The 21679-nt window shown below is 62.5% G+C and carries 17 protein-coding genes and 1 pseudogene; 1 reads left to right on the top strand and 17 read right to left on the bottom strand.

The window, feature by feature from the left end; all coding sequences use genetic code 11:
• Window positions 1–166: 166 nt before the first annotated feature.
• From THEVEDRAFT_RS02530 to THEVEDRAFT_RS02470, 13 genes are all read right to left on the bottom strand, one after another.
• Entirely contained in the window at window positions 167–922 is a 756-nt protein-coding gene (locus THEVEDRAFT_RS02530) for a DUF3450 domain-containing protein (protein ID WP_006583160.1), read from the bottom strand.
• Window positions 923–1128: 206 nt separating this feature from the next.
• Window positions 1129–2466, bottom strand: a complete 1338-nt coding sequence (locus tag THEVEDRAFT_RS02525) for a sodium-dependent transporter (RefSeq protein WP_006583159.1) — start codon at window positions 2464–2466, stop codon at window positions 1129–1131.
• 352 nt (window positions 2467–2818) lie between these two features.
• Complete coding sequence (locus THEVEDRAFT_RS02520; protein ID WP_006583158.1) at window positions 2819–3637, bottom strand: TIGR00282 family metallophosphoesterase; 819 nt, start codon at window positions 3635–3637, stop codon at window positions 2819–2821.
• Window positions 3634–5163: a ribonuclease Y gene (gene rny / locus THEVEDRAFT_RS02515; RefSeq protein ID WP_006583157.1), complete on the bottom strand. Its 1530-nt coding sequence runs from the start codon at window positions 5161–5163 to the stop codon at window positions 3634–3636. The genes THEVEDRAFT_RS02520 and rny overlap by 4 nt, the downstream gene beginning before the upstream one ends.
• Before the next feature lie 113 nt (window positions 5164–5276).
• Window positions 5277–7250 (bottom strand): ATP-dependent DNA helicase RecG, encoded by a 1974-nt coding sequence (locus tag THEVEDRAFT_RS02510; protein WP_245522705.1) that lies wholly within the window; start codon window positions 7248–7250, stop codon window positions 5277–5279.
• Between the two features lie 59 nt (window positions 7251–7309).
• Window positions 7310–8125, bottom strand: a complete 816-nt coding sequence (locus THEVEDRAFT_RS09310; protein ID WP_006583155.1) for a DivIVA domain-containing protein — start codon at window positions 8123–8125, stop codon at window positions 7310–7312.
• A gap of 114 nt (window positions 8126–8239) precedes the next feature.
• Window positions 8240–8962, bottom strand: a complete 723-nt coding sequence (locus tag THEVEDRAFT_RS02500) for a YggS family pyridoxal phosphate-dependent enzyme (RefSeq protein WP_006583154.1) — start codon at window positions 8960–8962, stop codon at window positions 8240–8242.
• On the bottom strand, window positions 8956–9828 hold the full coding sequence (locus tag THEVEDRAFT_RS02495) for an efflux RND transporter periplasmic adaptor subunit (protein ID WP_006583153.1): 873 nt from the start codon (window positions 9826–9828) through the stop codon (window positions 8956–8958). The genes THEVEDRAFT_RS02500 and THEVEDRAFT_RS02495 overlap by 7 nt, the downstream gene beginning before the upstream one ends.
• A 28-nt stretch (window positions 9829–9856) precedes the next feature.
• The gene (locus THEVEDRAFT_RS02490) at window positions 9857–10519 is read right to left on the bottom strand and encodes an HAD family hydrolase (protein ID WP_156787091.1); all 663 of its coding nucleotides are present in this window, start codon (window positions 10517–10519) and stop codon (window positions 9857–9859) included.
• Window positions 10520–10539: 20 nt separating this feature from the next.
• Window positions 10540–11772, bottom strand: a complete 1233-nt coding sequence (locus THEVEDRAFT_RS02485; RefSeq protein WP_006583151.1) for a class I SAM-dependent rRNA methyltransferase — start codon at window positions 11770–11772, stop codon at window positions 10540–10542.
• The gene (folE2, locus tag THEVEDRAFT_RS02480; protein WP_006583150.1) at window positions 11769–12548 is read right to left on the bottom strand and encodes a GTP cyclohydrolase FolE2; all 780 of its coding nucleotides are present in this window, start codon (window positions 12546–12548) and stop codon (window positions 11769–11771) included. Before folE2 ends, THEVEDRAFT_RS02485 begins: the two co-directional genes overlap by 4 nt.
• Entirely contained in the window at window positions 12545–12910 is a 366-nt protein-coding gene (queD, locus tag THEVEDRAFT_RS02475; protein WP_006583149.1) for a 6-carboxytetrahydropterin synthase QueD, read from the bottom strand. The genes folE2 and queD overlap by 4 nt, the downstream gene beginning before the upstream one ends.
• Before the next feature lie 200 nt (window positions 12911–13110).
• Window positions 13111–13977 (bottom strand): DUF72 domain-containing protein, encoded by an 867-nt coding sequence (locus THEVEDRAFT_RS02470; protein ID WP_006583148.1) that lies wholly within the window; start codon window positions 13975–13977, stop codon window positions 13111–13113.
• Between the two features lie 198 nt (window positions 13978–14175).
• On the opposite strand from THEVEDRAFT_RS02470, the gene THEVEDRAFT_RS02465 reads away from it, so the two are divergent.
• On the top strand, window positions 14176–16275 hold the full coding sequence (locus THEVEDRAFT_RS02465; protein ID WP_006583147.1) for a glutamine synthetase III domain-containing protein: 2100 nt from the start codon (window positions 14176–14178) through the stop codon (window positions 16273–16275).
• Between the two features lie 1408 nt (window positions 16276–17683).
• Here THEVEDRAFT_RS02465 and THEVEDRAFT_RS09795 read toward each other — a convergent pair.
• From THEVEDRAFT_RS09795 to THEVEDRAFT_RS02450, 4 genes and pseudogenes are all read right to left on the bottom strand, one after another.
• A pseudogene (locus tag THEVEDRAFT_RS09795) lies at window positions 17684–17737 on the bottom strand (hypothetical protein); the annotation flags it as partial.
• Between the two features lie 403 nt (window positions 17738–18140).
• Window positions 18141–19163 (bottom strand): sulfurtransferase, encoded by a 1023-nt coding sequence (locus THEVEDRAFT_RS02460; protein ID WP_245522704.1) that lies wholly within the window; start codon window positions 19161–19163, stop codon window positions 18141–18143.
• Window positions 19164–19192: 29 nt separating this feature from the next.
• Window positions 19193–20536, bottom strand: a complete 1344-nt coding sequence (locus THEVEDRAFT_RS02455; RefSeq protein ID WP_006583144.1) for an O-antigen ligase family protein — start codon at window positions 20534–20536, stop codon at window positions 19193–19195.
• Entirely contained in the window at window positions 20536–21672 is a 1137-nt protein-coding gene (locus tag THEVEDRAFT_RS02450; protein ID WP_006583143.1) for a mitochondrial fission ELM1 family protein, read from the bottom strand. Before THEVEDRAFT_RS02450 ends, THEVEDRAFT_RS02455 begins: the two co-directional genes overlap by 1 nt.
• Window positions 21673–21679: the final 7 nt, after the last annotated feature.

The following is a 21679-nucleotide window of genomic DNA, read 5'->3' as shown; positions in this document are numbered from 1 at the left end:
CACGGGATGAAACGCACCGGATCCCCGCCCCGCTCCCGCCGCGGACGAGCGGACCTGGAAGACCAAGGGTCAGGGACCTGCCGTCCCGCTGCCCTTTAACTCTTTAAGAACAAGATCTGCCGGCACAACCCCATGAAGCTTGCCCTAGACCAGCGGGCTCCCGGGCTTACTGCTCCTTGGACAGCTCGTCCATCCTCTTGTTCACCGACTCGATCTCCCCGTTGACCGCCGCAAGCCGCTCCTCCAACTGGCGCCTCTCCTTCGACAAGGTCTCCAGCCTCTTTATCAGCCGGTCCACCTCCAGCTTGGCCGCCGCCTTGCCCTGGAATAGGCGCTGGGGGTTGTCCTTGTCCACGTCCCAGATGAAGTCGATCTTCTTGCCCTCGGTTATGGGGCTTATGCCGCCCTTTATGATCAACCTCACGCTCTTGACACCATTGAGCAGGTCCTTCTGGGTCTTCTCGTCGTACCGGGGGAAGAAGACCATGCCGTCCCTCTTGCCCTGAAGCTTGAAGTTGAACCGGGGGTCATACTCCACCGGCCTGTACTCCTTGCCGTTTATCACGAGGCTCACCTGCTCGTCGAAGGGGGCCATCCTCATGGAGGGGCCGAGGTTCTCAAACTCCAGCCTTATGGGTATGGTCTCCCCCATGCGAACGTTCTTGAGGAAGGTGTACTTGAAGTTCTCCAGCTCATCCCGGGTCCACATGTTCTTGTCCGCCTCGTTCTGGAACATGGCCTCCACGTACTCGGCGGAGTAGTAGGTGGCCCTTATCTCCAGGGTGTTGCCCATGTCGTTCTTGTACTTCACCGACCGGCTCCAACGGGCCATGATGTCGGTGAACTGGGATCCATAGGCTGCAAAGGCGAAGAGCAAGAGGAACGCCGCCGACAAGGTAGTCCTAACGATCTTGAAGCGCATCTAAACATCTCCTCCCATGGTCATCTGGTACCTCGCAAGATATTAGCACATTCCAAGACCCGGGGTAGGGGGTTAGATAGATTAATCCCCCAGGCATCCAACGGCAAGTTAATCCCAGGGACAGCAGGAAAAAAGGGGGGCCGAGGCCCCCCGACTTCCTAGGTCTTTAACCCGCGATCCCGGAGCTCCAGGGGCAATGACCTCCCCTAGCCCTTGACCCCCTTTATGAAGATGATGGCCACCGCAAGGGGAGCAACCACCCGGCAGATCCAGACCCAAGCGGTCTCGAAAGCGAACTGCACCCGGCCGTTGCTGGTGGCCTCCGCCCTGGCGCCGTCCAGCCATATCCATCCGGCGAAGATGGATATGAATATGCCGCCCAAGGGAAGGAGCACGTTGCTGGACAGGTAGTCCATGAGGTCCAGGAAGTCCTTGCCCAGAACCTTGGGGAAGTGGCCCCCGAGGGACAGGGCGGAGGGAATGCCCAGGAGGAATATCAAAAGCCCCAGGATCCAGGAGGCCTTCGCCCGATCCCATCCCAGCTCGTCCTTGAAGTAGGCCACGCAGACCTCGAGGAGCGACACCGACGAGGTTATGGCGGCGAAGAAGAGCAGCAGGAAGAACACGAAGGAGAAGAAAGCACCCATCGGCATCTTGGAGAACACCGAGGGCAGGGTTATGAAGGTAAGTCCCGGTCCCGCGGCGGGCTCCATGTTGAAGGCGAAAACCGCGGGGAATATGGCAAAACCGGCGAGGAAGGCCACCATGGTATCGAGGAAGGTGACGGTGAAGGCGGCGGATGGCAAGGCCTCATCCTTGCTCAGGTAGCTGCCGTAGGTGATCATGCAGCCCATGCCCAAGGAAAGGGAGAAGAAGCCCTGCCCCAGGGCGTCCAATATGGTCTTGCCGGTCACCTTGCTGAAGTCCGGCTTGAGGTAGAACTCAAGGCCCTTCATGGCCCCGTCAAGGGTGACCGCCCGGACGATCAGAACCAATAGCAAAAGGAACAGGGCGGGCATCATGACCTTGCAGTACTTCTCAATCCCCTCACCGATGCCCCTGAAGACGATCCATATGGTGCCCAGCATGAATATCGCCTGGTACAGGATCACCTGGGTGGGGTTGGAAACGAAGGCCCCGAAGGCATCCCCCGCCTTGCCCTGGGCGGCTACCTCCATGAGGCCCGTAAAGGACTTGATCATGTAGGCTATGGTCCAACCCGCCACAACGCCGTAGAAGGAGAGGATTATGAAGCCCGCGATGACGCCCATCCATCCCACCAGCGGCCACGCGCCGCCGCGCAGCTTCTTGAAGGAGCCCACCGCGTTGAGACCCGCACCCCGGCCTATGGCCATCTCCGCCAACATGACCGAAGCTCCTATGGTGAACACTATGAGAAGGTATATCAGAACGAAGGCGCCCCCACCATTCATCCCCGTGACGTACGGGAACCTCCAGATGTTACCAAGACCAACCGCAGAACCCGCCGCCGCCATGATGAAACCCAAGCGGCTACCCCACTGCTCACGATCGTTGGTAGACAACCAAATCACCCCTCTTCTTCATATGAAAACAACGGAACTTACTAAAAAAAGAAATGCTAATTGCCAATAAAACCTATATAATCAATTCGTATCCCCCCACAACCACCCCCTTCCCGTAAAATACATCAACAAGAACCTTCAAGAAAAGTCTAACCCATCGGGTTGGAATAAATAAAACCAAAGTCCCCGCTTTTGTCAAGTTAGATATCTACATGTCAAAGTCCAAGGAAACAAAAATAGTAAAAAGCAAATTAAAACCAGAAATAAAAGGGGGCCCGCACCCGGGAAGTTCAAAACTCCCGGCATGCGGACCCCCTGTTTCATTCAAGCTCCGAAACGCCCAGCCCTTACCTCAAGGTGAACCCTCCGCTCCCGAGGGGATGGGGAGCCTCATCATAACCCGCTCTATCTGGAGGGCAAGCCCGGTCTCGGGGCATATATCCACCACCACCCCGCAGAAACGAAGGTCATCCTGGCACACCTCGAACTTGCTCGGCGTCCCCATGAGAAACCTCGGGATCACCGACTGATAGGTCATGCCTATTATGCCCCCGGAACCGCCGGTCATCCCCGCGTCGGTTATGTAGGCGGTCCCCCTCGGCAAGAGATCCTCATCGGCGGTCTGCACATGGGTGTGGGTCCCTATGACCGCCGAAACCCGGCCGTCGAGGAAGAGCCCCAGGGCCCTCTTCTCGCTGGTGGCCTCCGCGTGGAAGTCCACCAAGACACACCGTTCACCCAGCGCTTCTACCTCCTCAAGGGCCCTTCGAAACGGACAGTCTATGGGATGCTGCATGGCCCTCCCCTGGAGGTTCACCACCCCCAGCCTCATGGGCCCCTTGGCGAAAACCCCGCTGCCCCGTCCCGGCACCCCCGGCGGATAGTTGGCGGGACGCAGTATCCGAGGGTCCTCCTCCATCAACTCCAAGGCCTCCCTCTTGTCGAAGCTGTGGTTGCCTCCGGTTATCACGTCCACCCCGGACCTGAAGAGCTCCTCCGCCACCGACCTGGTGATTCCGAACCCCGCGGCGGCGTTCTCCCCGTTGACCACCACGAAATCAAAGGGCCCCATGGAGCACCGAAGCCCCGGGAGCGCCATGGCAAGGGCCCTTCGGCCCGGCTTGCCCATCACGTCCCCCACGAAGAGGACCCTCATGGCGTCAACGCTCATTTGGCGTACTCCACCGCCCTGGTCTCCCTTATGAGGGTAACCTTTATCTGACCCGGGTACTTCATCTCCTGCTCGATCTTCCGGGCGATGTCATAGGCCAGCTTCTGCATGGCCCCGTCGTCGGTCACCTGGGGCAGCACCGCCACCCGGACCTCCCGACCCGCCTGGATGGCGAAGGCCTTGCTCACCCCGGAGAACTCCTTGGCAAGGGACTCCAGCTTCTCCAGGCGCTTCACGTAGGCATCCAGGCTCTCACGCCGGGCCCCGGGCCTCGCGGCGCTCACCGCGTCCGCCGCGGCCACCAGGATGGCGTATATCGTCTGGGGCTCCTCATCCTCATGATGGGACCCTATGGCGTTCACCACCTCCGGCAGCTCCCCGTAGCGCCGTGCCAGGTCCGCTCCGATCTTGGCATGGGGCCCCTCAACCTGATGATCCACCGCCTTGCCTATGTCGTGGAGCAACCCCGCCCTGCGGGCCAGGGACTCGTCGAGCCCAAGCTCCGACGCCATGATGCCCGCCAGATACGCCACCTCAAGGCTGTGCTGAAGGGCGTTCTGGCCGTAGCTGAACCGGAACTTCAGCTGCCCCAGCACCTTGACCAGCTCGGGGTGCATGGCCTTGATGCCCGTCTCCAAAAGGGCACCCTCGCCGGCCTCCACGATCTCCTCCTCCACGTCCCTCTGGGACTTATCGATGATCTCCTCTATTCGGGCGGGATGTATGCGGCCATCCGCCACCAGCCGCTCCAGGGCCAGCCTGGCCACCTCCCGGCGAACCGGGTCGAAGCAGCTTATGGTCACCGCCTCAGGTGTATCGTCCACTATGAGATCCACACCGGTGAGGGTCTCAAACGTCCGAATGTTGCGCCCCTCCCGGCCTATAATCCTCCCCTTCATCTCGTCGGACGGGAGCGGCACCACGCTCACCGCCACCTCCGACGTGTGATCCGCACTGCACCGCTGTATGGCGGTGGCGATTATCTCCCTGGCCTTCCTGTCCGCCTCGCGGCGGGCCTTCTCCTCCAACTCCTTGAGGCGAAGCCCTATCACATGGGCCGCCTCCTGCTCCACCTTGCGGAGAAGTATATCCCGGGCCTCCTCACGGCTCAAACCCGCCACCTCTTCCAGCTTGGCGGATATCTGATTCTCCCGCTCGGTCAGGAGCTCCATGCGCTCTTCAATCTCCATCTGCCGGGCCTTAAGCTCCTCCTCCCTCCTGGAAAGGGCCTCAAGCCGACGGTCCAGGCTCTCCTCCTTCTGCTCAAGCCGGCGCTCCGCCCTCTGAAGCTCGCTCCGGCGCTCCTTGGTCTCCCGCTCAACCTCCTGCCTTAAACGCAGTATCTCCTCCTTGGCCTCGGTGAGCATCTCCCGCTTTGAACGCTCCGCGGAAGCGGCGGCCTCCTTGAGCACCCTCTCCGCCTCGCTTATGGCATCCCTGTTCCTCCTGGCGTCCAGCTGGCGGATGAGGACGAAGACCACCACGGCGCCTATGGCGGCACCGGCCGCCATCATCAAAAACGACATCTCCTTCCCCCCTGTTCAGTTGTCAAGGTCCAATCCATAACGCTTATTTAAAAATTCAGCCCCCACGGGCTTTATCGACATCTATTATATAACGACACGGGCGGACGGGGTAATCAGCCCCCGTCAATAAGACCGATGAACCCGGGGAACAACCCCTCCAGCTCCTCCAAAAGCCCCTCCACATCACCACGCACGACCCAACCCCTGGCATCCTCCCTCGCCATCTCCAGGAGCCCAAGGTCCCTCCGGAGGTCCGCAACCCTGAGCCCCGGGTCCCCGTGCTGGGCGGTACTGTGAAACGTCCCGCTCCCCCTCTCCCGAAGGTCCAGCTCCGCCACCTCAAACCCGCTCCGCACCCGCTCAAGGGCCCTTATGCGTTCGGGGACCTCTCGGGAGGAACACAGGAGGACGCAAAGGCCGTCCCTGTTACCCCGGCCAACCCTCCCCCGAAGCTGGTGCAGCTGGCTTAAGCCCATCATGTCCGCCCCCTCCACCACCATCACCGTGGCGTCGGGAACGTCTATGCCCACCTCCAAAACCGTGGTGCCCACCAAAAGGGACGATCTCCCCTCCCGGAAGGACGTCACCGCCGCGTCCTTCTCCGCGGGGCTCATCCTGCCATGCACCATTGCAGGACTGGCCCAGGGGATGCGCCTTTTGAGCCAGCCGAACCGCTCCTCCGCGGAGGCAGGGCCGCAGCTCACCGCGGGACATACCCAAAAGGCCTTTCCCCCGGACCTTAAGTCCCTCTCCACCGCACGAAGGGCATCCATGAGGCCCTCCGCGGGAAGCGCCGCGGTGCGCACCTCCCCCCTACCAGGGGGAGGGCTCTCAAGGGTCACCACGTCCAGGTCCCCGTAGAGCCCCAAGGCCATGGTCCTAGGTATCGGGGTGGCGCTCACCATCAACAGGCTCACGTCCCCGCCCCTTGCCAATACCGCCCGCTGGGCAACCCCGAAGCGCTGCTGCTCGTCCACTATGACCAACCGATGCCCCAGGGACTCAAGCCCCTTCAGGTGAAGGAGCGCCGTGGTGCCCACCAGAAGGGCAGGCCGGTCGAGGGGAAGCCCATCCCCCTCAAGGGTCCTCTCCGATGAGGTCACAAGGTGCACATCAAAACCCTTAAGGACCGAGGAGGCGACCTTGAAGGTCTGTTTGGCCAGTATCTCCGTGGGGGATATGAAAAGGGCGCTGCGGCCCCTCATAAGGCAGAGGTAGCCGGCGAAAAGGGCCACCGCGGTCTTGCCGGACCCCACGTCCCCCTGAAGGAGCAGGTCGAAGGGGCCGGACTCGAAGGCCCTTAGTATCCGGACCATGCAATCCTCCTGCGAGGGAGTGGGTCTGAACGGCAGGTTCCGGGAGTAGGACCCCACGGGGTCAGGGGGGAAACGTCCCGCCGCCGGGGGGCTGGTCTGCAACGTCCCCCGCCCACCTCGCAGTGATCTATTGTGCCTTCTCAGCGCGAAGGCCGCCTGAAGGAAGAAGAGCTCGTGATACACGAGACGCCGCCGGGCGGCCGCCCAAGAGGCCTCCGAGGAGGGCCAGTGGATCTCCCTAAGGGCCTGGTTAAACCCCATGAGGGACCTCATCTCCCTGACCGGACCCGGCAGGGGATCCTCGATGGGGGAACGCTCCAGAATCTCCAGCAGCTCTCTTATGAGGCCCTTTAAGAACCACGAGGGCAGGGCTTTGGATGAGGGGTAGACCGGCGCTATGCGCCCCAGTTCCGGGGAACCCGGGGGGACCAGCTTGGGGTTCACCATCACCGGCCTTTGGTTGAACTCCCCCACGGGACCTAGGAGCATGACCTGGTCCCCTTCGCGGAAGGGAAGTCTCTTCACATGGAAGCAGAACACGGATATGGAACCCCTTGGGGATACCAGGCTGAACCGGATGCCCTCCTTGGGGCCCCTGGTCATGGAGAGGGGGCCCACGGTGCCCCGGACGAGGCAGCGGCGGCGTGGCAGGGCCTCACAGGGGTCCAAGGGACGGCGCAGGTCCTCGTAGCGGCGTGGCAAAAGGAAGAGGGCGTCCCTCACGGTGAGGACGCCCCCCTCGTTCAATGCCCTGGACCGCTTAGGTCCCAAGCCCCTTACAGGGATATCATAAAGCAGCCGTTGGAGCAAAGAACCCATGCCCCATCGTTCTACCCAAGATCGCTGGTGATCTTAAGGGTAGGCTCCTCCACGGAAAGGGATATGGGGTTCGGCCCTCCCTTGCCGGAGCCGGAGTAGGACTTCCTCGAGACCAACTGGGCGAGCTCCTGGGGATCCAACGCCTTAGGGGGATCGTAGACATCATGCTTGGGCGTCTCTATCCTGATCTGCTGCTCCGGCTGCTGGGGCTGAGGAGGGGTCTGGGGGGTCGGGTCGTTTCCCTTGACCGTCTGGGCCTCCCACTGCTGAACCGGATCCGGCTGCTGGATCGTCTGGGTCTGCCAGCCCTGCTGGACCGTACCGGCCTGGGGCTCCCCGCTCACCGGGGCCTCCTCCCGGATCATCATGTCGAACTTAGAGAGCATGGCCCGGAACTCCGCCACGCACTGGCATCTCATCTGGGTAAGACGGTTAAGCTCCCGGCGGAGAGCCGCAGCCTCGACCTCCGCGTCACCCACTATGCGATCCGCCTTCAGCTTGGCCTCCCGGAGTATGGCGTCCGCCTGCTCCATGGCGGCCCTGACCCTCTCCTCCGCCTGCTCGTTGGCGGTCTTCACCCGCTCCTCCGCGCTCTTCTGGGCCAGCAGCAACGTCTCGTTCAGAGACTCCTTAAGGCTCTTGAACTCCTCGGCCTGCTCCTTCAGGTTCTCCAGCTCCCTCTCCAGCTCGTTGTTCCGCTGGATGTAGGCCTGAAGGCTCTCCGCCACCTGATCCAGGAAGTCGTCGACCTCCTCCACGTCATAGCCCCTCAAACCCCTCTTGAAGGACTGGTTCACCACATCCAAGGGCGTTATCAAATTACCCATACTCATCCCTCCTTCCCCTTTCTGCCGTTGCCGCCGCCATCACAGCTCTTCATCCTCCGTCTAGCGGGGGAACAAGAGTTTATGGCCTTATATTATATATACACAATCTAGATTTTAAAATACCCCCCGGGGGCCAAAAAGGCAAGTACCAAGTCTCACCATGGTGCTGCCCTCCATTACCGCCAGGTGAAAATCGGAGCTCATGCCCATGGAGAGCTCCGGGAGCTCTATTAGAAGCCTCTCCTCCAAACGGTCCCGGATCTCCCGCAGGGAGGCGAAGGCGGAGCGGATCTCCCTCTCGTCCTCCGTGAGGGGCCCCACGCACATAAGCCCCTTGAGGTCCAGCATGGGACACCTCTCCAGCACCGTCTCCGCAAGCTGCAGCGCCCCCTGGGGCATGACCCCGTGCTTGGCGGCCTCGCCGGACACGTTGACCTCAAGGAGCACCGGCAAGGGCGGCCTCCTCCCCTCCCCGGCCCCCTCGGAAAGTACCCGGTTCAAGGCGAGCGCCAGCTCCATGCTGTCCAGGCTGTGAACCTGATGAAAGACCTCGAGCGCCTTTCGCACCTTGTTCCGCTGAAGGTGCCCGATCATGAGCCAGGTGACGTCAAGGTCCTCGAGCTCACCCCTCTTGGCCAACGCCTCCTGAACCCGGTTCTCTCCTATGAGGGATATGCCCGCCTGGAACGCCGCCCTCACCGCCTCCGGGGGGTGGTTCTTAGTCACCGCCACCACCCGGACCTCCGATGGGTCCCTGTGGGCTTGGGACGCCGCCTCTCCTATGGCGTCCAGGGCCCTCCTCAGGTTATCCTTTAAATGAGAGTAATCGTTTACCACAGCTGCACCCTTCCCTCCCTGGCCAATCGGCCGTCCACGATCACCGCTTCCCCCATGGCAAGCCCCTTGGTCACCAGAAAGCGCTGGGAGCCCACCGGCCGGCCCTCCACGGGCCTGAAGCTGGCCACGTTTCCACGCACCACGTAGACGCCGTAGGAACCGTTCCGTTGCACCACCGATGACTCCGGCACCGCCACCCCGTCGAAGCGCCCCGCCTCCACCAGGATGTTCAACGTCCTTTGGGTTATTATATCCTCGGTCACCCAGGGCAGGTCCATGTAGACCAGCGCCTTGGGGCCCATCACCTCGTAGAACCGGACCTCGCCGAAGAGGTTCATGTCGAAACGGTCCTTTCGGACCGGGAGCCGTCTCTCCTTTAACGCCTGGGGAACCGTGCCCACCATGTCCACGTACCCCAGGAACCGGATCTCCTGGGGCTGCTCCACCACCTTGCCTATGGGCTCCCCGGGGGAGGCGGACCGTTTGGGCGGTTTTGGAGGCGGCGGGGCCGGCAGATTGTCCCGATTATCCCAAAGGTACTGGTACCGCCACTTCCCCTCCATTTGGTCCAGCCGGGCGGTGAAGATCCCCTGAACCGGCGTCTTCACCGGCACTCCGTTCACGGTGGCCACCACCGCCCCGGCAGGGACCTTGATAGGGCCCTCACCCCTTGGGTAGGTCACGGGCCCGGCGTAGGGGGACCGGATGAGCCGCTCCTCCCATATTAAGGCCCCCTTGGAGGGCAGGAGGTACCACTCGGTCCATGGGACCCCCCAGGTTATCCTTGGGTTGGTCCGGCGGTGGTGGTCCACGTAGCTCATGTAGCCCAGGACCCACAGGACCGATATGACTATGAGGGCCCCCAAGTAGAGGACCCTGCCGGGGCCTTTGGGTCTAGAGGGCTGGCGCAACCTTCACCATCGGCCTTAGGAGGGCCGGGATCTCCGCCACGGACTCGAGGGCCGCGGAAGCCCCAAGGGCTTTAAGCTCCTCCTTGCGGAGGGGACCAGTGGCCACCCCTATGGGGGCAACGGAGGCTTTGAGGGCACAAAGCACGTCCGCCTGGGTATCCCCCGCGTAGACCGCCCTTTGGGGGCTCACCCCGAGTTCCTCGAGGGTATGGTTTAACATGTGGGGCTCCGGCTTAGGGGGAAGCCCCGCCTCAAGCCCCACCATGAGGTCCACCAGCTCCGCCACCCCCAGCCTCTCCGCCGCCAGGGAGAGCATGTTCCGGTTCGACACCACGCCGATCTTGAGCCCTAGGGACCTAAGCTCCCTCAGGGCATCCAGGGCCCCCGGGATGGGACGGATCATGGAGTGCTCCTTCAGCCGGTACCGCTCCCGGTACTTAACCGGCCAAGAGGGGTCGAACCGGCCGAAAAGGCGGCGAAGGGACTCCTCAAAGGGCAGGCCTATGGTGCCCATCAGGTCATCCAAAGTTATAGGGTCAAGCCCCTCGTCCCGGGCCAAGAGGTTGAGGCACTCGGTGACCGCGCGGCTTGAGTCCACCAAGGTCATGTCAAAGTCGAAAAGGACGGCCTCCACGATGTCCGGCATCGGGAGGGGAATCCGGCTGCTCAATGCTTCTCCACCTCCATGATCATTCCCTTCAGGTACTCTCCCTGCGGGACCCTCGGGTTCACCGGGTGGTCCGGGGGCTGACACAATCTCTCCAGTATTCTTATCTCCGCCCCCCGGTCGGAGGCGGCCTCAAAGGCCAGGCTGGTGAGGTCCCCCTGGGACACCGCGTGGCTGCAGGACCCGAACAGGACGAACCCACCGGGTTCCACCAGGTTCATGGCCCTCACCAGAAGCTCCTTATAGCCTCTTCGGGCCCCCTCCAGCTGCCTTTTCGAAGGGGCAAAGGGGGGCGGGTCCAACGCCACCACCCGGAACTTGGCGTTCGAGGCCTCCAGGCGCCTGAGCTCGTCGAAGGCGTTCCCGTGAACCGCCTCCACCTTGCCGGAGAGCCCTAGCGTGCCGGCGGCCCAAAGGGCCCGGTCTATGGCCCCTTGGGACTGCTCCAGCATCACCGCCCTGGAGGCCCCATTGAGCAGGCAGTGGAGGGACAGGTGCCCCTGGTACGAGAAGGCGTCCAGCACTGAGGCCCCATCAAGGGGGAGTTTCGCGAGGCTGAAGGCCCAGAAGCGGGTGTCCAGGTATAGGCCGGTCTTCTGCCCCTCCTCCACGTCCACCCTTTGGGGGACCCGGCCGAACTGGACCACCAGATCCCGGGGAACCGTCCCCAGGATGGGCCGGATCTCCTCCCCAAGGCCCTCCTTGGCCAGGTGCTTCCCGGTGTTCTTCAACACCAGGTTCTCAACCGGGAACCCTTGCTCCTCCGCCCTCTCCAAGAGGACCTTGGCGAACATCTCCAACCGGCTCATCCATCCCAGGTGGGACAGCTGAAGCACCAACGTGGAACCGTACAGGTCCGCCACCGCCGCGGGGAGCCCGTCGGACTCCCCGTGGAGGAGCCGCAGGGCCTGGTGCCCCTTCATGGTCCTGCGCCTTAAGGAAAGGGCGCTCTTGAGGCGCTGTCCTAAAAGGCCCAGTAGGTCCGGTTCCTCCCGGAAGGAAAGGACCCTCACCGCGATGTCCGATGGCCCGTAGAGCCCAAGCCCCACCACCTTGCCGCGGTACACCAGGTCCACCGCGTCCCCCCCTTGGGCCTCAACGTCCGCTACGGCTCCCCTATATATCCAGGGATGGCCCTTCTTCAAAGCCTCCTGCCCCTGGGGCTTCAGGGACACCCTAGGCCTTTTGGGCATGGTGTTCCCCGCCGCCCCTTGGGCCTTGCGGTCCTTCATCCTATCACCTCCGCCACCGCGTCGTGCCGGTGTATGCTCTCGAAGCTCGTGACCTTGACGCTGAAACCCCGCACCGCGGGGTGTTTCTTAAGCTCCAACGCACAGTCCCTCGCCAGATCCTCCACGAAGCGGGGCCTCTCGTAGGAGCTCTCGGTCACGAACCGTTCATCCCGGCGCTTCAGTATGGGGTATAGGGGGGACGAGGCGTTCCGCTCCGCCATCTCCACCAGCTCCTCTATCCATATCATATCCATTGACCGCACCCTTATCCTAACCGATGCCCGCTGGTTGTGGGCCCCGAACCGGGATATCTCCTTGGAGCAGGGGCACAGGGTGAGCACCGGGGTTGTGACCGAAAGGAAGAACCTAAGGCCTCCGGCGGGGTCTTCAACGTCAAGCTCCGCCTTCACCGAAGCCTGGACCTGCAGGACCCCCGGGAGGTCCGTCACGGGGGACCTCTTGGGCACGAAGTAGGGGAACTTAACCTTCATCCCTCCCCTTCGGGCGTCGAGGGCCTCGATGAGAGACCTTAGGAACTCCTCCGCCGATCTGGGGCACGGCACCCGGCCCTCCCAGGAGGATGCCAGCTCCGCCAGGCGGCTCATGTGGGTGCCCCTCAGGTTCATCGGCAGGTCCGTGAAAACCGAGAAGGTCCCTACGGAGGGCACCGGGGAGCCGTCCTTTGACATGACCATCATGGGGCGGGTGAGCCCCCTTATGCCCACCCTCTCTATGGGGACTCCCCTTGGGTCCGCCTCGGACTGCAGGTCCCTCACCGCAGGTCCTCCGCCATGAAGACCGCGGAGCTCTCGGGGCCCTCGAAAACCTCCACCCAGGCAAGGCTCCTGCCGGGGGCCTTCAGGGGCTCCGCCAGGGTTTGGAATATCCAGCGGGCGATGTTCTCCGCGGTGGGCTGCTCGATGAGGTCGTTGAGACACGTGTGGTCCAGCCTGGACACCACCAGCTCCCTCACCAGGGCTTTTAGTTCCGTGAAGTCCATCACCATGCCCTCGTGATCCGGGGAGCCCTGAAGGGCCACGGTGAACCGGTAGGTATGACCGTGCAGGGCCTCGCAGCGGCCCTTGTAGCGGGGAAGGTGATGGGCGGCGTCGAAGGAGAAGGAACGTTTGAGGATCATTCGGTTTCTTCCTTTCCGAAGGCAACTTTAATTTTAAGACCGGTCCGGGCGCCCCGCCCTCCCCGTCTTCCGCCCCCAGATCCCTTGGGGGACCGCAGAGACCGGGACGGCACGGATCCGCCCGGCGAAGGGGCGTGGGGGCCGCAAACCCCTTTCTCTTCCTTTTTGGTATTTGTATTTTAACATCCCCCCGGAGGGGGTCAAATGCCGAGCTCCTGCTGGCGGGAATCGGGGTCCTTGAGGCCCAAGAGGGAGGCCATGAGGGATGCGGACTTGAGGGCCTTATCGGCCACGCAGTTGTTGAACATGAGGAAGACCCTCCCTCCCTGGGAGCCGTGCAGCAGCGCCCGCTCCCGCCAGGGTCGGAGGTCTTGGGGGGTGTAGAGGTAGTCCCCCCGGACGTCCGGGGGTGGAATTCGGCGAGACCTTGGGGAGCCTCCCCTGCCGTGGAACCGGGCCAGGACGCCCCAGCTGGCGGTCCTGGGCCACAGGATCTCATCCTTTGACCCGGGGGAGTCGGTTCCCACGAACGCGGCGTTCTGGTCCCTGAGGGCCTCCGTGAGGGGGGCGAACCAGGTCTCCGAAAGCCACCGGTCGTTACGGACCTCCACCGCCAGGGGCCAGGAGGGGGACATGTCCCTCACCGCCGCCAGGTAGGCCAAGGCCTCCTGGGACGGTTCGAAGGATGGGTGGAACTGAAAGAGCAGGTACCCCAGCTTCCCGGTCTCCCTAAGGGGCTCGAGCCTCTCCAGGAACCAGCGGTACAGGGCCCGCCTTACCTTGGGGTGTACCATGTGGCGCATCACCGCCTCCGTAGCGCCGGGGGGCCTTGCCCAGCCGGGGAGGGATGAGGGGCGCACCGGGTGGAAGGTAAAAAGCCCCAAGGCCTTGACGCCAAGGAGGAATCCCTTGGGCAGCTCCGCGGCCCAGCGGAACACCTGCTCCGGCGAGGGCAGGGCATAGAAGGACGAGCCCATCTCAAGGGCTGAGAAGGGCTCCAAGAGGACCCGCGTCCGCTGGTGGCGGTTAAGCCCCTTGAAGGAACAAAGCCCCACCCTGAGCTCCATCCAGGATACCTCCCCCACGGATTCCTTAAGGATTTTATCACACTTACCACCGGGCCACTCACCTTGCCTCATGGAGGGGTCATTTCGAACACAAACAATTAAAACCGCTCTTCGGCTTGCTTAATACTGGACAAAGTGCTACAAATAGCCATATTTTGGCGGGAAGAGGTGAGGATTTTGGGCAGAGCAAGCACATCAATGTTCGGGGAAAACGTCTTCGACCGGAGGGCAATGAGGGAGAGGTTGCCCCGAGAGGTCTACGCTCAGCTGTTGGAGGTAATGGAGGGCAACGGCAGGATGGACGAGGCGCTGGCGGGGGTTATAGCGTCTGCCATGAAGGAGTGGGCGGTGTCCAAGGGGGCCACCCATTACGCCCACTGGTTTCACCCCCGGAACGAGATGACCGCGGAGAAACACATGGCGTTTCTCACCGTGGACAGCGACGGCACGCCCTTGGAGTCCTTCTCCGCCTGGGAGCTTATACAGGGGGAGCCCGACGCTTCCAGCTTCCCTTGTGGCAGCGTGCGGAGCACCTTTGAGGCCCGGGGTTACACCGCCTGGGACCCCACCAGCCCGGCTTTTTTGGTGATGACCGACCGGGGGGGCACGTTATGCGTGCCCTCGGTGTTCATAGCCTTTGACGGCACCCCCTTGGACATGAAGACGCCGCTTCTTAAGGCCTTGAGCGCCCTGGAGCAGCGGGCCTTGAGGATATCCAGGCTCTTCGGCAACCGGGGGGTGCGGTGGATAAAGATGACCTGCGGGGCGGAGCAGGAGTTCTTCCTGATAGACGCCGATAGGGCCCGGAGGAGGCCGGACATACTACACTGCGGAAGGACCCTTTTCGGGGCGGAGCCGCCAAAGGGCCAGCAGATGGAGGACCATTACTTTGGCTCCATCCACCACCGGGTGTTGTCCTACATGGAGGAGGTGGAGGAGGAGCTGTTACGGCTTGGGGTAGCGGTGAAGACCCGGCACAACGAGGTGGCCCCCTGTCAGTACGAGTTCGCGCCCCAGTTCTGCGAGGCGAACCTGGCGTGCGACCAGAACCAGATGATGATGCTCACCATGAGGCGTCTTGCCCATCGGCACGGCTTGAGGCTTCTTCTGCACGAGAAGCCCTTTGCGGGTTTGAACGGCAGCGGCAAGCACGTGAACTTCTCCCTCATGGACAGCGAGGGTCGGAACCTGTTGTCGCCGTCGTCGAACCCGAGGCGAAGCGTGCAGTTCCTCACCTACTTAGCGGGTTTTGTGTTGGGCCTTTGGGAGCACGGGGGGCTTTTGAGGGCCGCCACGGCGTGTCCCGGGAACTCCCACCGCCTTGGGGGCAACGAGGCGCCGCCGGTGATAATGAGCATATACCTTGGAGATGTCATAACGAGAGTTTTGGATCGGATAGACGAGGAGCTGGAGGCCCTGGAGGGGAAGCGCCAGCTGGACCTTGGGCTCAGCAGGCTGCCCTCAATACTGGCGGACAACACGGACCGGAACAGGACGGCCCCCATAGCCTTCACTGGGAACAAGCTGGAGTTCCGTTCCCCCGGGTCGTCCCAGTCCATAGCAGGGCCCTTGACCATGCTGGCCTCCCTATGGGCCATGGGGCTTGAATGGATAGGGGACCGGATGGAGTCCCGGATGGCGGCGGGAATGGAGCCCCGGGAGGCGGCGCTGGAGGCGGTGCGGGAGGCGGTGCGCCGATCCAGAGGTGTCATGTTCAACGGGAACTGCTACAGCCCGGAATGGGAGGAGGAGGCAAGGCGCAGGGGGCTTTTCGTGGCCAAGGGGCCCACGGAGGCGCTTGGAAGGCTGGTCTCCAGAGAGAACACGGACCTGCTGGGCCGTCTTGGGGTGATGGGACACGGGGAGTGCCGAATACTTTGCGAGACCCGGCTTGAGCAGCACGTGAAGTGGACGGAGATAGAGATGAGCGTCATGAGGTCCATGGTTCAGGAGGGGGTGTTACCCGCCCTGGGCCGGGGGGCAAAGGAGGAGGCGGAGCTTCTTGGCGCCATAAGCTCCTTAGGCCTGGATGACGGGGGTTGCCACACCAAGAGGAGGGTAAAGCTGCTGTTGGAGGCTAGATCCGCCGTGGCGGAGAGGCTTAAGGCTCTTGATGTAGCCTCGGGGAAGCTCAAGGAGCTTGGCGGAACGTCGGACCTGTTCGAGGCGTGTCGTTTCTCCGAGGAGTGCCAGCAGGTGATGGGGGCCTTGAGGGAGGCGGTTGATAAGGGAGAGGAGATGTGCCCAGAAGATCTTTGGGGGTACCCAAGGTACCGGCAGCTGCTCTCCCTGGGGTAAGGGGGCAGAAAAGAAGAAGGAGGAAGGGGCGAAAGCCCTTTCCTCCTTCACAGGGTAACTTAGAGAGGCTTAGAACACCACGTGGGTCCGGAACCGAACCAGGTTGTCGTCCTCGGAGCGGAAACCGCGTGGGGGGGGTGGTGCCGGTGAAGGTGCCGTAGTCGATCTTGTCGTACAGGAGCTCGAACCGGACCGCCGGATTGAGCTGGTAGGCCACACCGAAGGTGTAGTTCTTGGTGTCGTCCGCATTGGTGACGGACACATCGGCGGTCAGGTAGCGCTGGAAGGTGGACCACTTGTCGTTCCACTTCTGCTCGGCGCGGGCGAAGAACACGGTGGTATCGCCGTTGCCGGTCTTAGCGCCGCGGTTCGCCAGGATCTCGGCGCCATAGTTGCTGTAGGCACTGGACTCCCTGTCGCCGGTCATCACGAAGGAATCGTCGATCTTTGCGTACTCGAGCCACAGGCTGGTGAACTTGAGCAGGTCCTGCTTCACGTCCAGGATCGCCTTGTAGGCCACCGGGGAGTCGTTGGCCAGGGTAACGGTGGTCTTCTTCCACAGGTTCTGCTTGTAGTAGGCGCCCTTCAGGGACACGGAGGGGGTGAACTTGAACTCCATGTCGGCCCCGTAGGTGTTGTCGACATCGGTGCTAGCGGTCCTAGAGCCCTCCGCGTAGTCGTAGCTCCTCCAGACCCCCATGAGGCCCAGGCGGAACTGCTCGTTGAAGTTGAAGTCCAGCCTGGCGCCGTACATGAAGTACTCATCAACAGAGGCGGTGTCGTCGTCCTGGTGAGCCACGAAGGAGTCGAAGTCCACCATCCCGAAGCTCCTCTGGAACCTGAAGCCCTTGAGATCCCAGTCACCCACGAAGGCATCGTTGTCCACGTAGAGGCCCCGCTCATCCTCCCAGTCGATGTTCTGAAGACCCACGGTCATGGTGATGTCGTAGGGAAGCTTGGTGGTCACGTAGTAGTAGTCCCACTTGGTGCTGTCGTAACCCTGGCTGTCATGCTTCATTCCAAGCCGGGCGGTGAAGTTGGTGGTCTCATTGATCCGCTTCTTGATCCAGATGCGGTAACGGTTCAGGCTAAACTCGTTCTTGCCGTCGAAGCCGTACTTCGTGGAGTCCTCGTTGGCGAACTTGGCGTCAAAACGAAGCTCACCGGAGAGGCTCCAGCCGCCCAGGTCCTTCTCAAGAACCGCCACCCGGCTGTCGAGCTTGTCGACCTTAACGCCCAGGGCGTCCAGCTCGTCCTTGAACTCCACCACCAGCTTCTTCAGCATCTCCACGTCCTGCTTGCTGGCCTTGTCAAGGTCAACCTTCGCAAGAGCCCGGGCCACGATGGAAGCCATCTCGTAACGAGTGGCGGGCTGGCCACCCTTGAAGGAACCATCGGGGTAACCGGAGATCACGCCCTTGGAAGCCAGTTGGCTCACCGCGTCGTAAGCCCAGTGGTTCATGGGAACGTCCATGAAAGGATTCGCCGCGAAAGCCGGGGCCGCAAAGGCCACCAACAGAGCGGCAGCGAGAATCGCAAAGCTCTTCTTCATCTGATTTTTACCCCCTTGAGTCTGTATTTTAGACCCGGGACCCAAGGACCAAACGGAAAACCTCCCCGCGGACAGCCGCAAGAACCCTCGTTCCCTCACGGATCACCGCACTGAAGGCCCACCGCCGCATCCTAAAAATCCCGCGCCCTCGAAACTCCGCTCGCCCTTTTTGGCTTGGGGGCACGGCACCTCCTTTCCCGCCCTCAGGGGTCACAGCGAAGCTCCAAGCTTGTTTGTCATGGTGCTCACCCGGCAATATACACCATGGGCAAGGAAAAGACAAGGGCGGGGAGGAAATCCCCGCCCATTAAATTTAGGGCCTACCGCTTGAAACCTCCAGCTCCTGAATGCCCGCCCAGCGGTGAAAACCCTCGTCCAGGTTCCTGGCGTAATACCCCGCCATCCTCAAGGCCACGCAGGCGTACCCCCCCCTCACGCCGGCGGTGTCGTACACCACCACCTGGTCCGAAGGGGCCACCCCTAAGGACTCCATCAACGCCCCTATCTCCTCGGCCCCTTTAAGCGCCCCCGAGGCGTCGAACAGACTGTCAAAGGGAAGGTGCAAGGCGCCAGGTATCCTGCCCCCACGCCTCTCCTGGAAGAACTTGGCCCCCTCGTACTCCGGCTGGGTGCGCACGTCTATGACCTTAACCTCCGAACGATGCTTAACCAGCCAGTCTATATCCACGTTCCACTGGGACTCGTCCTTGCCGCTCAGCTGCGGAAGACCCCGGTTAACACCCCGGTGCGGCACCATGTCCCTCCGGCCCCCCGCCTTGAGCCACCCGGTGTAGCCTCCCTCAAGGATCTTGACGTTCTTGACCCCATAGCTCCGCATGACCCAAAAGGCCCAGCCCTCCTGGCCCCAGCCCCCAAGGTCGCCGTAGACCACCACGGTCCTCTTGCCGTCGACTCCCAAGGCCCCAAGCCGCTGGGACATCTGGGGCATCGGAAGCCTCACGCCCCACCCCTTGTCCCCCGGACGGCCTCTAAGACTCACAAAATAGGTCCAATCGGCGTTCACCGCCCCGGGGATGTGACCCTTGAGGTAAAGGCTCTGAGCCCTGGTGTCCAGGACCAACACCCTACCCATGTTGGCCATGAGCCACGAGGGAGTGACGTAAACATCCTCCCTCCTTAGAAACTCAACCCCCTTGAAAACCTCGGACCCGTGGGAAACCTCAACCCCCGCGGCGGACACCACATCGCTGGACACCACATCCCTAGAAACCGACACGACCTCACCGGAAACCGGCGCGGAAGGCCCCGCAAACGCCGCGGACCCGGAGAACACAATCACCAACGCGGAAAGACACGACACAACACGACTCCTCAAACAAGATCACCCCTAATCAGTTTTTAACCCTAAGCACGAGACCTAAGCCCCGCCAAGCACCCCCGGCAGTAAAGCCCCATGAGGGCCCCCCACAGGGTCCAATAGAACATGCCGGACACGCTCCGCTCCGCTATGACACCCCCCGCCATGCCCCAGACCAAAGCGCCCAACATGGCCCCCGCAAGGCCCACCGCACAGGGATGCCTCAAACGATACATCACCACCACCCCAGCGGACATCCGCAAAAACCCGTAAGCCAACCCCAAGTACACCGCCCCACCCAACACCCCCATGGACACCAAAAGCTCCATGAAGTCGTTGTGAAGGTGCGAAGGCCACTCACCGGATACAGAAACCCATCGTTCCCGAAGGGCTGGATCCCTAACCAACGGGGCCCATCGGTCAAGCCTGCCCCATCCCCACCCCACAAGGGGCCTCTGGGAGAACAGGTCCATCCCCATCCTCCATATCAGGTTCCGGAAGGTGGTAAACATTTCGAAATCACCGGTCCTTAGGGCATCCCTAAGAGACCAGATCTGGGCCGCCTCGGCCATAACATAACCCCTTACCGTGGAAGACCCGATCAAAACCGCTGAGGCCACCAGCAAGGCCAAAAGGGCAAGACCCCCAAGCCTCCTGCATTCCCGCCCCCCCCTGCCAAGCCTTAGGAAGCAGGATGCCGCCACCAACACCCCCACCGCAAAACCTATGATGCCCGCGCTGCTCCTGCCCACCAGGGCGCAAAGGGCACAGAGCACGAACACCACGCCCCACCACAGGGCCCTGCCCCACCCACGAGCAAGCGCAAAGACGGACAAAGCCACGGGTGCCAAAGTCACCGCCAATGGAGCTGCGTACCACATCCCCTTGTGGGACAAAGCACCCCCTATCTCCCTCGACGCGAAGGGCCCCACAGTACAACAGAGCACCGCAAGGAGGGTGATCATCAGCACCCAGGGCCACAGGATCATCCACCTCCGGAAGCTGCCCCTCCTAAGGAAGAAGGCAAACCCCATAAGACCTCCTAAAAAGGGCTCTAGGACGAGGGAATAACCCTTAAGGACCTCCGCAAGGCCGCGGCATCCAGCCAGCTCCGACACAAGGCCGAAGACAATGAGGGTCCAAAGCCCCCACCTAAAAGGCCACGGCACCAACCCCCACACCCCCGCCACGGACCTCCAAAGCCGGGCCTTGAAGAAGAACGCCAGCGCCGCGGCGAAGAAGAGATAACGGGGAACCGGCCCCGCGACGGTGAAAAGGAAGGCCCCAAGGAATGATGCGTCAAACCAGCGGCCGTACCGCCCACCTCCAGGCACGCCCAAGACCCCCTCGGGCCTCCCCGAACAAACCCCATCCACGCCCAAACCGCCCATCAAAACCCCCACTTCTCTAAAAGCTTCTCCGCCAGCCACAGGGCGGATCGACGGGCCTCGTTAAAGCTGGCCCCCCGCCTCGGATCCTCCGGCACCACCACACGGCCCAACCCGTCCACCATGGGCATCTCCCGCTTGAGCAGCCCCCACTCCTCCAAAAGCCCCTGGCGCCGCAGAGCCCCAAAGAGCTGGTCAAACCTGGCAGGACCGAACAAAACCCCCCTCGGGACCACCCCGCCTTCATGGGCACTCATCAAAAACCGGGACAAACCGGACCTCATGCCCCCCACCCTATCCACCCGCATGAGCACCACCCGGTGCCCCGCGGTGACCGCCTCGGACACCATGGACACCGAGTCCTCGGTGCAGAACACCCGGGTACAAAGCCCTAACATCCCCGGCACCGGGTTCTCGGAACACCGGGAGGCGGGAAGGTACATCCTCACCGCCCCGCTCCCGCATAAGAGCCTCTCCAAGGCATCCTCCGCCTCCCTGGAGGTCCTGCGGGAGGTGGTGACGTAAAGGTCCGCCCCAAACGCCTCGGCCCTCCTCAAGAGCACCCCCACCTCCCGCCGTACCCACCTGGGGCTCACCCGGTAGTTCCGGTCATCACCGCCCACCAAAAGGGCCCAGCGCCTTTCAGACACAGGGGGGAACAGCTCCGCCAGGGCCGCACCGCGGGCCTCCAGCTCCCCAGGATCCACCGAGTTAGGAGCCCCAAGGGTGCTGAAGACGTTGCTGCGCCTCGGTGGGTTGTCGTGCTCCGGCACTATGGCGTAGTCAAAGGGATCAAGCCCCAACACCGAAGGGGTCATTATGGTCACGCTGACCGCCCCGAACAAAAGACCTAAGGCAAGGTTGTAAGGAGCACAGCGGCTCCCCGCGGAGAGGATCAGAAACCCCTCCCCGCCGAGACTGCCCCCCTCAACAAAACCCGGGAGATCCCCGCCGAAGGACGCCAACCAATCCCGGGCCTTCCGCCGCCCCCCGGACTTGAGGAACAGCGAAGAAGCCCTGGCCCTGGCAGAGGAGAACCCCGAAAGCCTCGGCACCTCCCGCTCGTGGACCTCCACCGGCACCCCACGCTCCCCCAGGGCCCGGCGAAACCACAAAGCGACCCCCCGGCTCTGGTTCACATCGCCC

It is taken from the genome of Thermanaerovibrio velox DSM 12556 (assembly GCF_000237825.1).
Taxonomy (GTDB): Bacteria; Synergistota; Synergistia; order Synergistales; family Synergistaceae; genus Thermanaerovibrio; species Thermanaerovibrio velox.
This window is presented reverse-complemented; position numbering and strand designations above follow the sequence as displayed.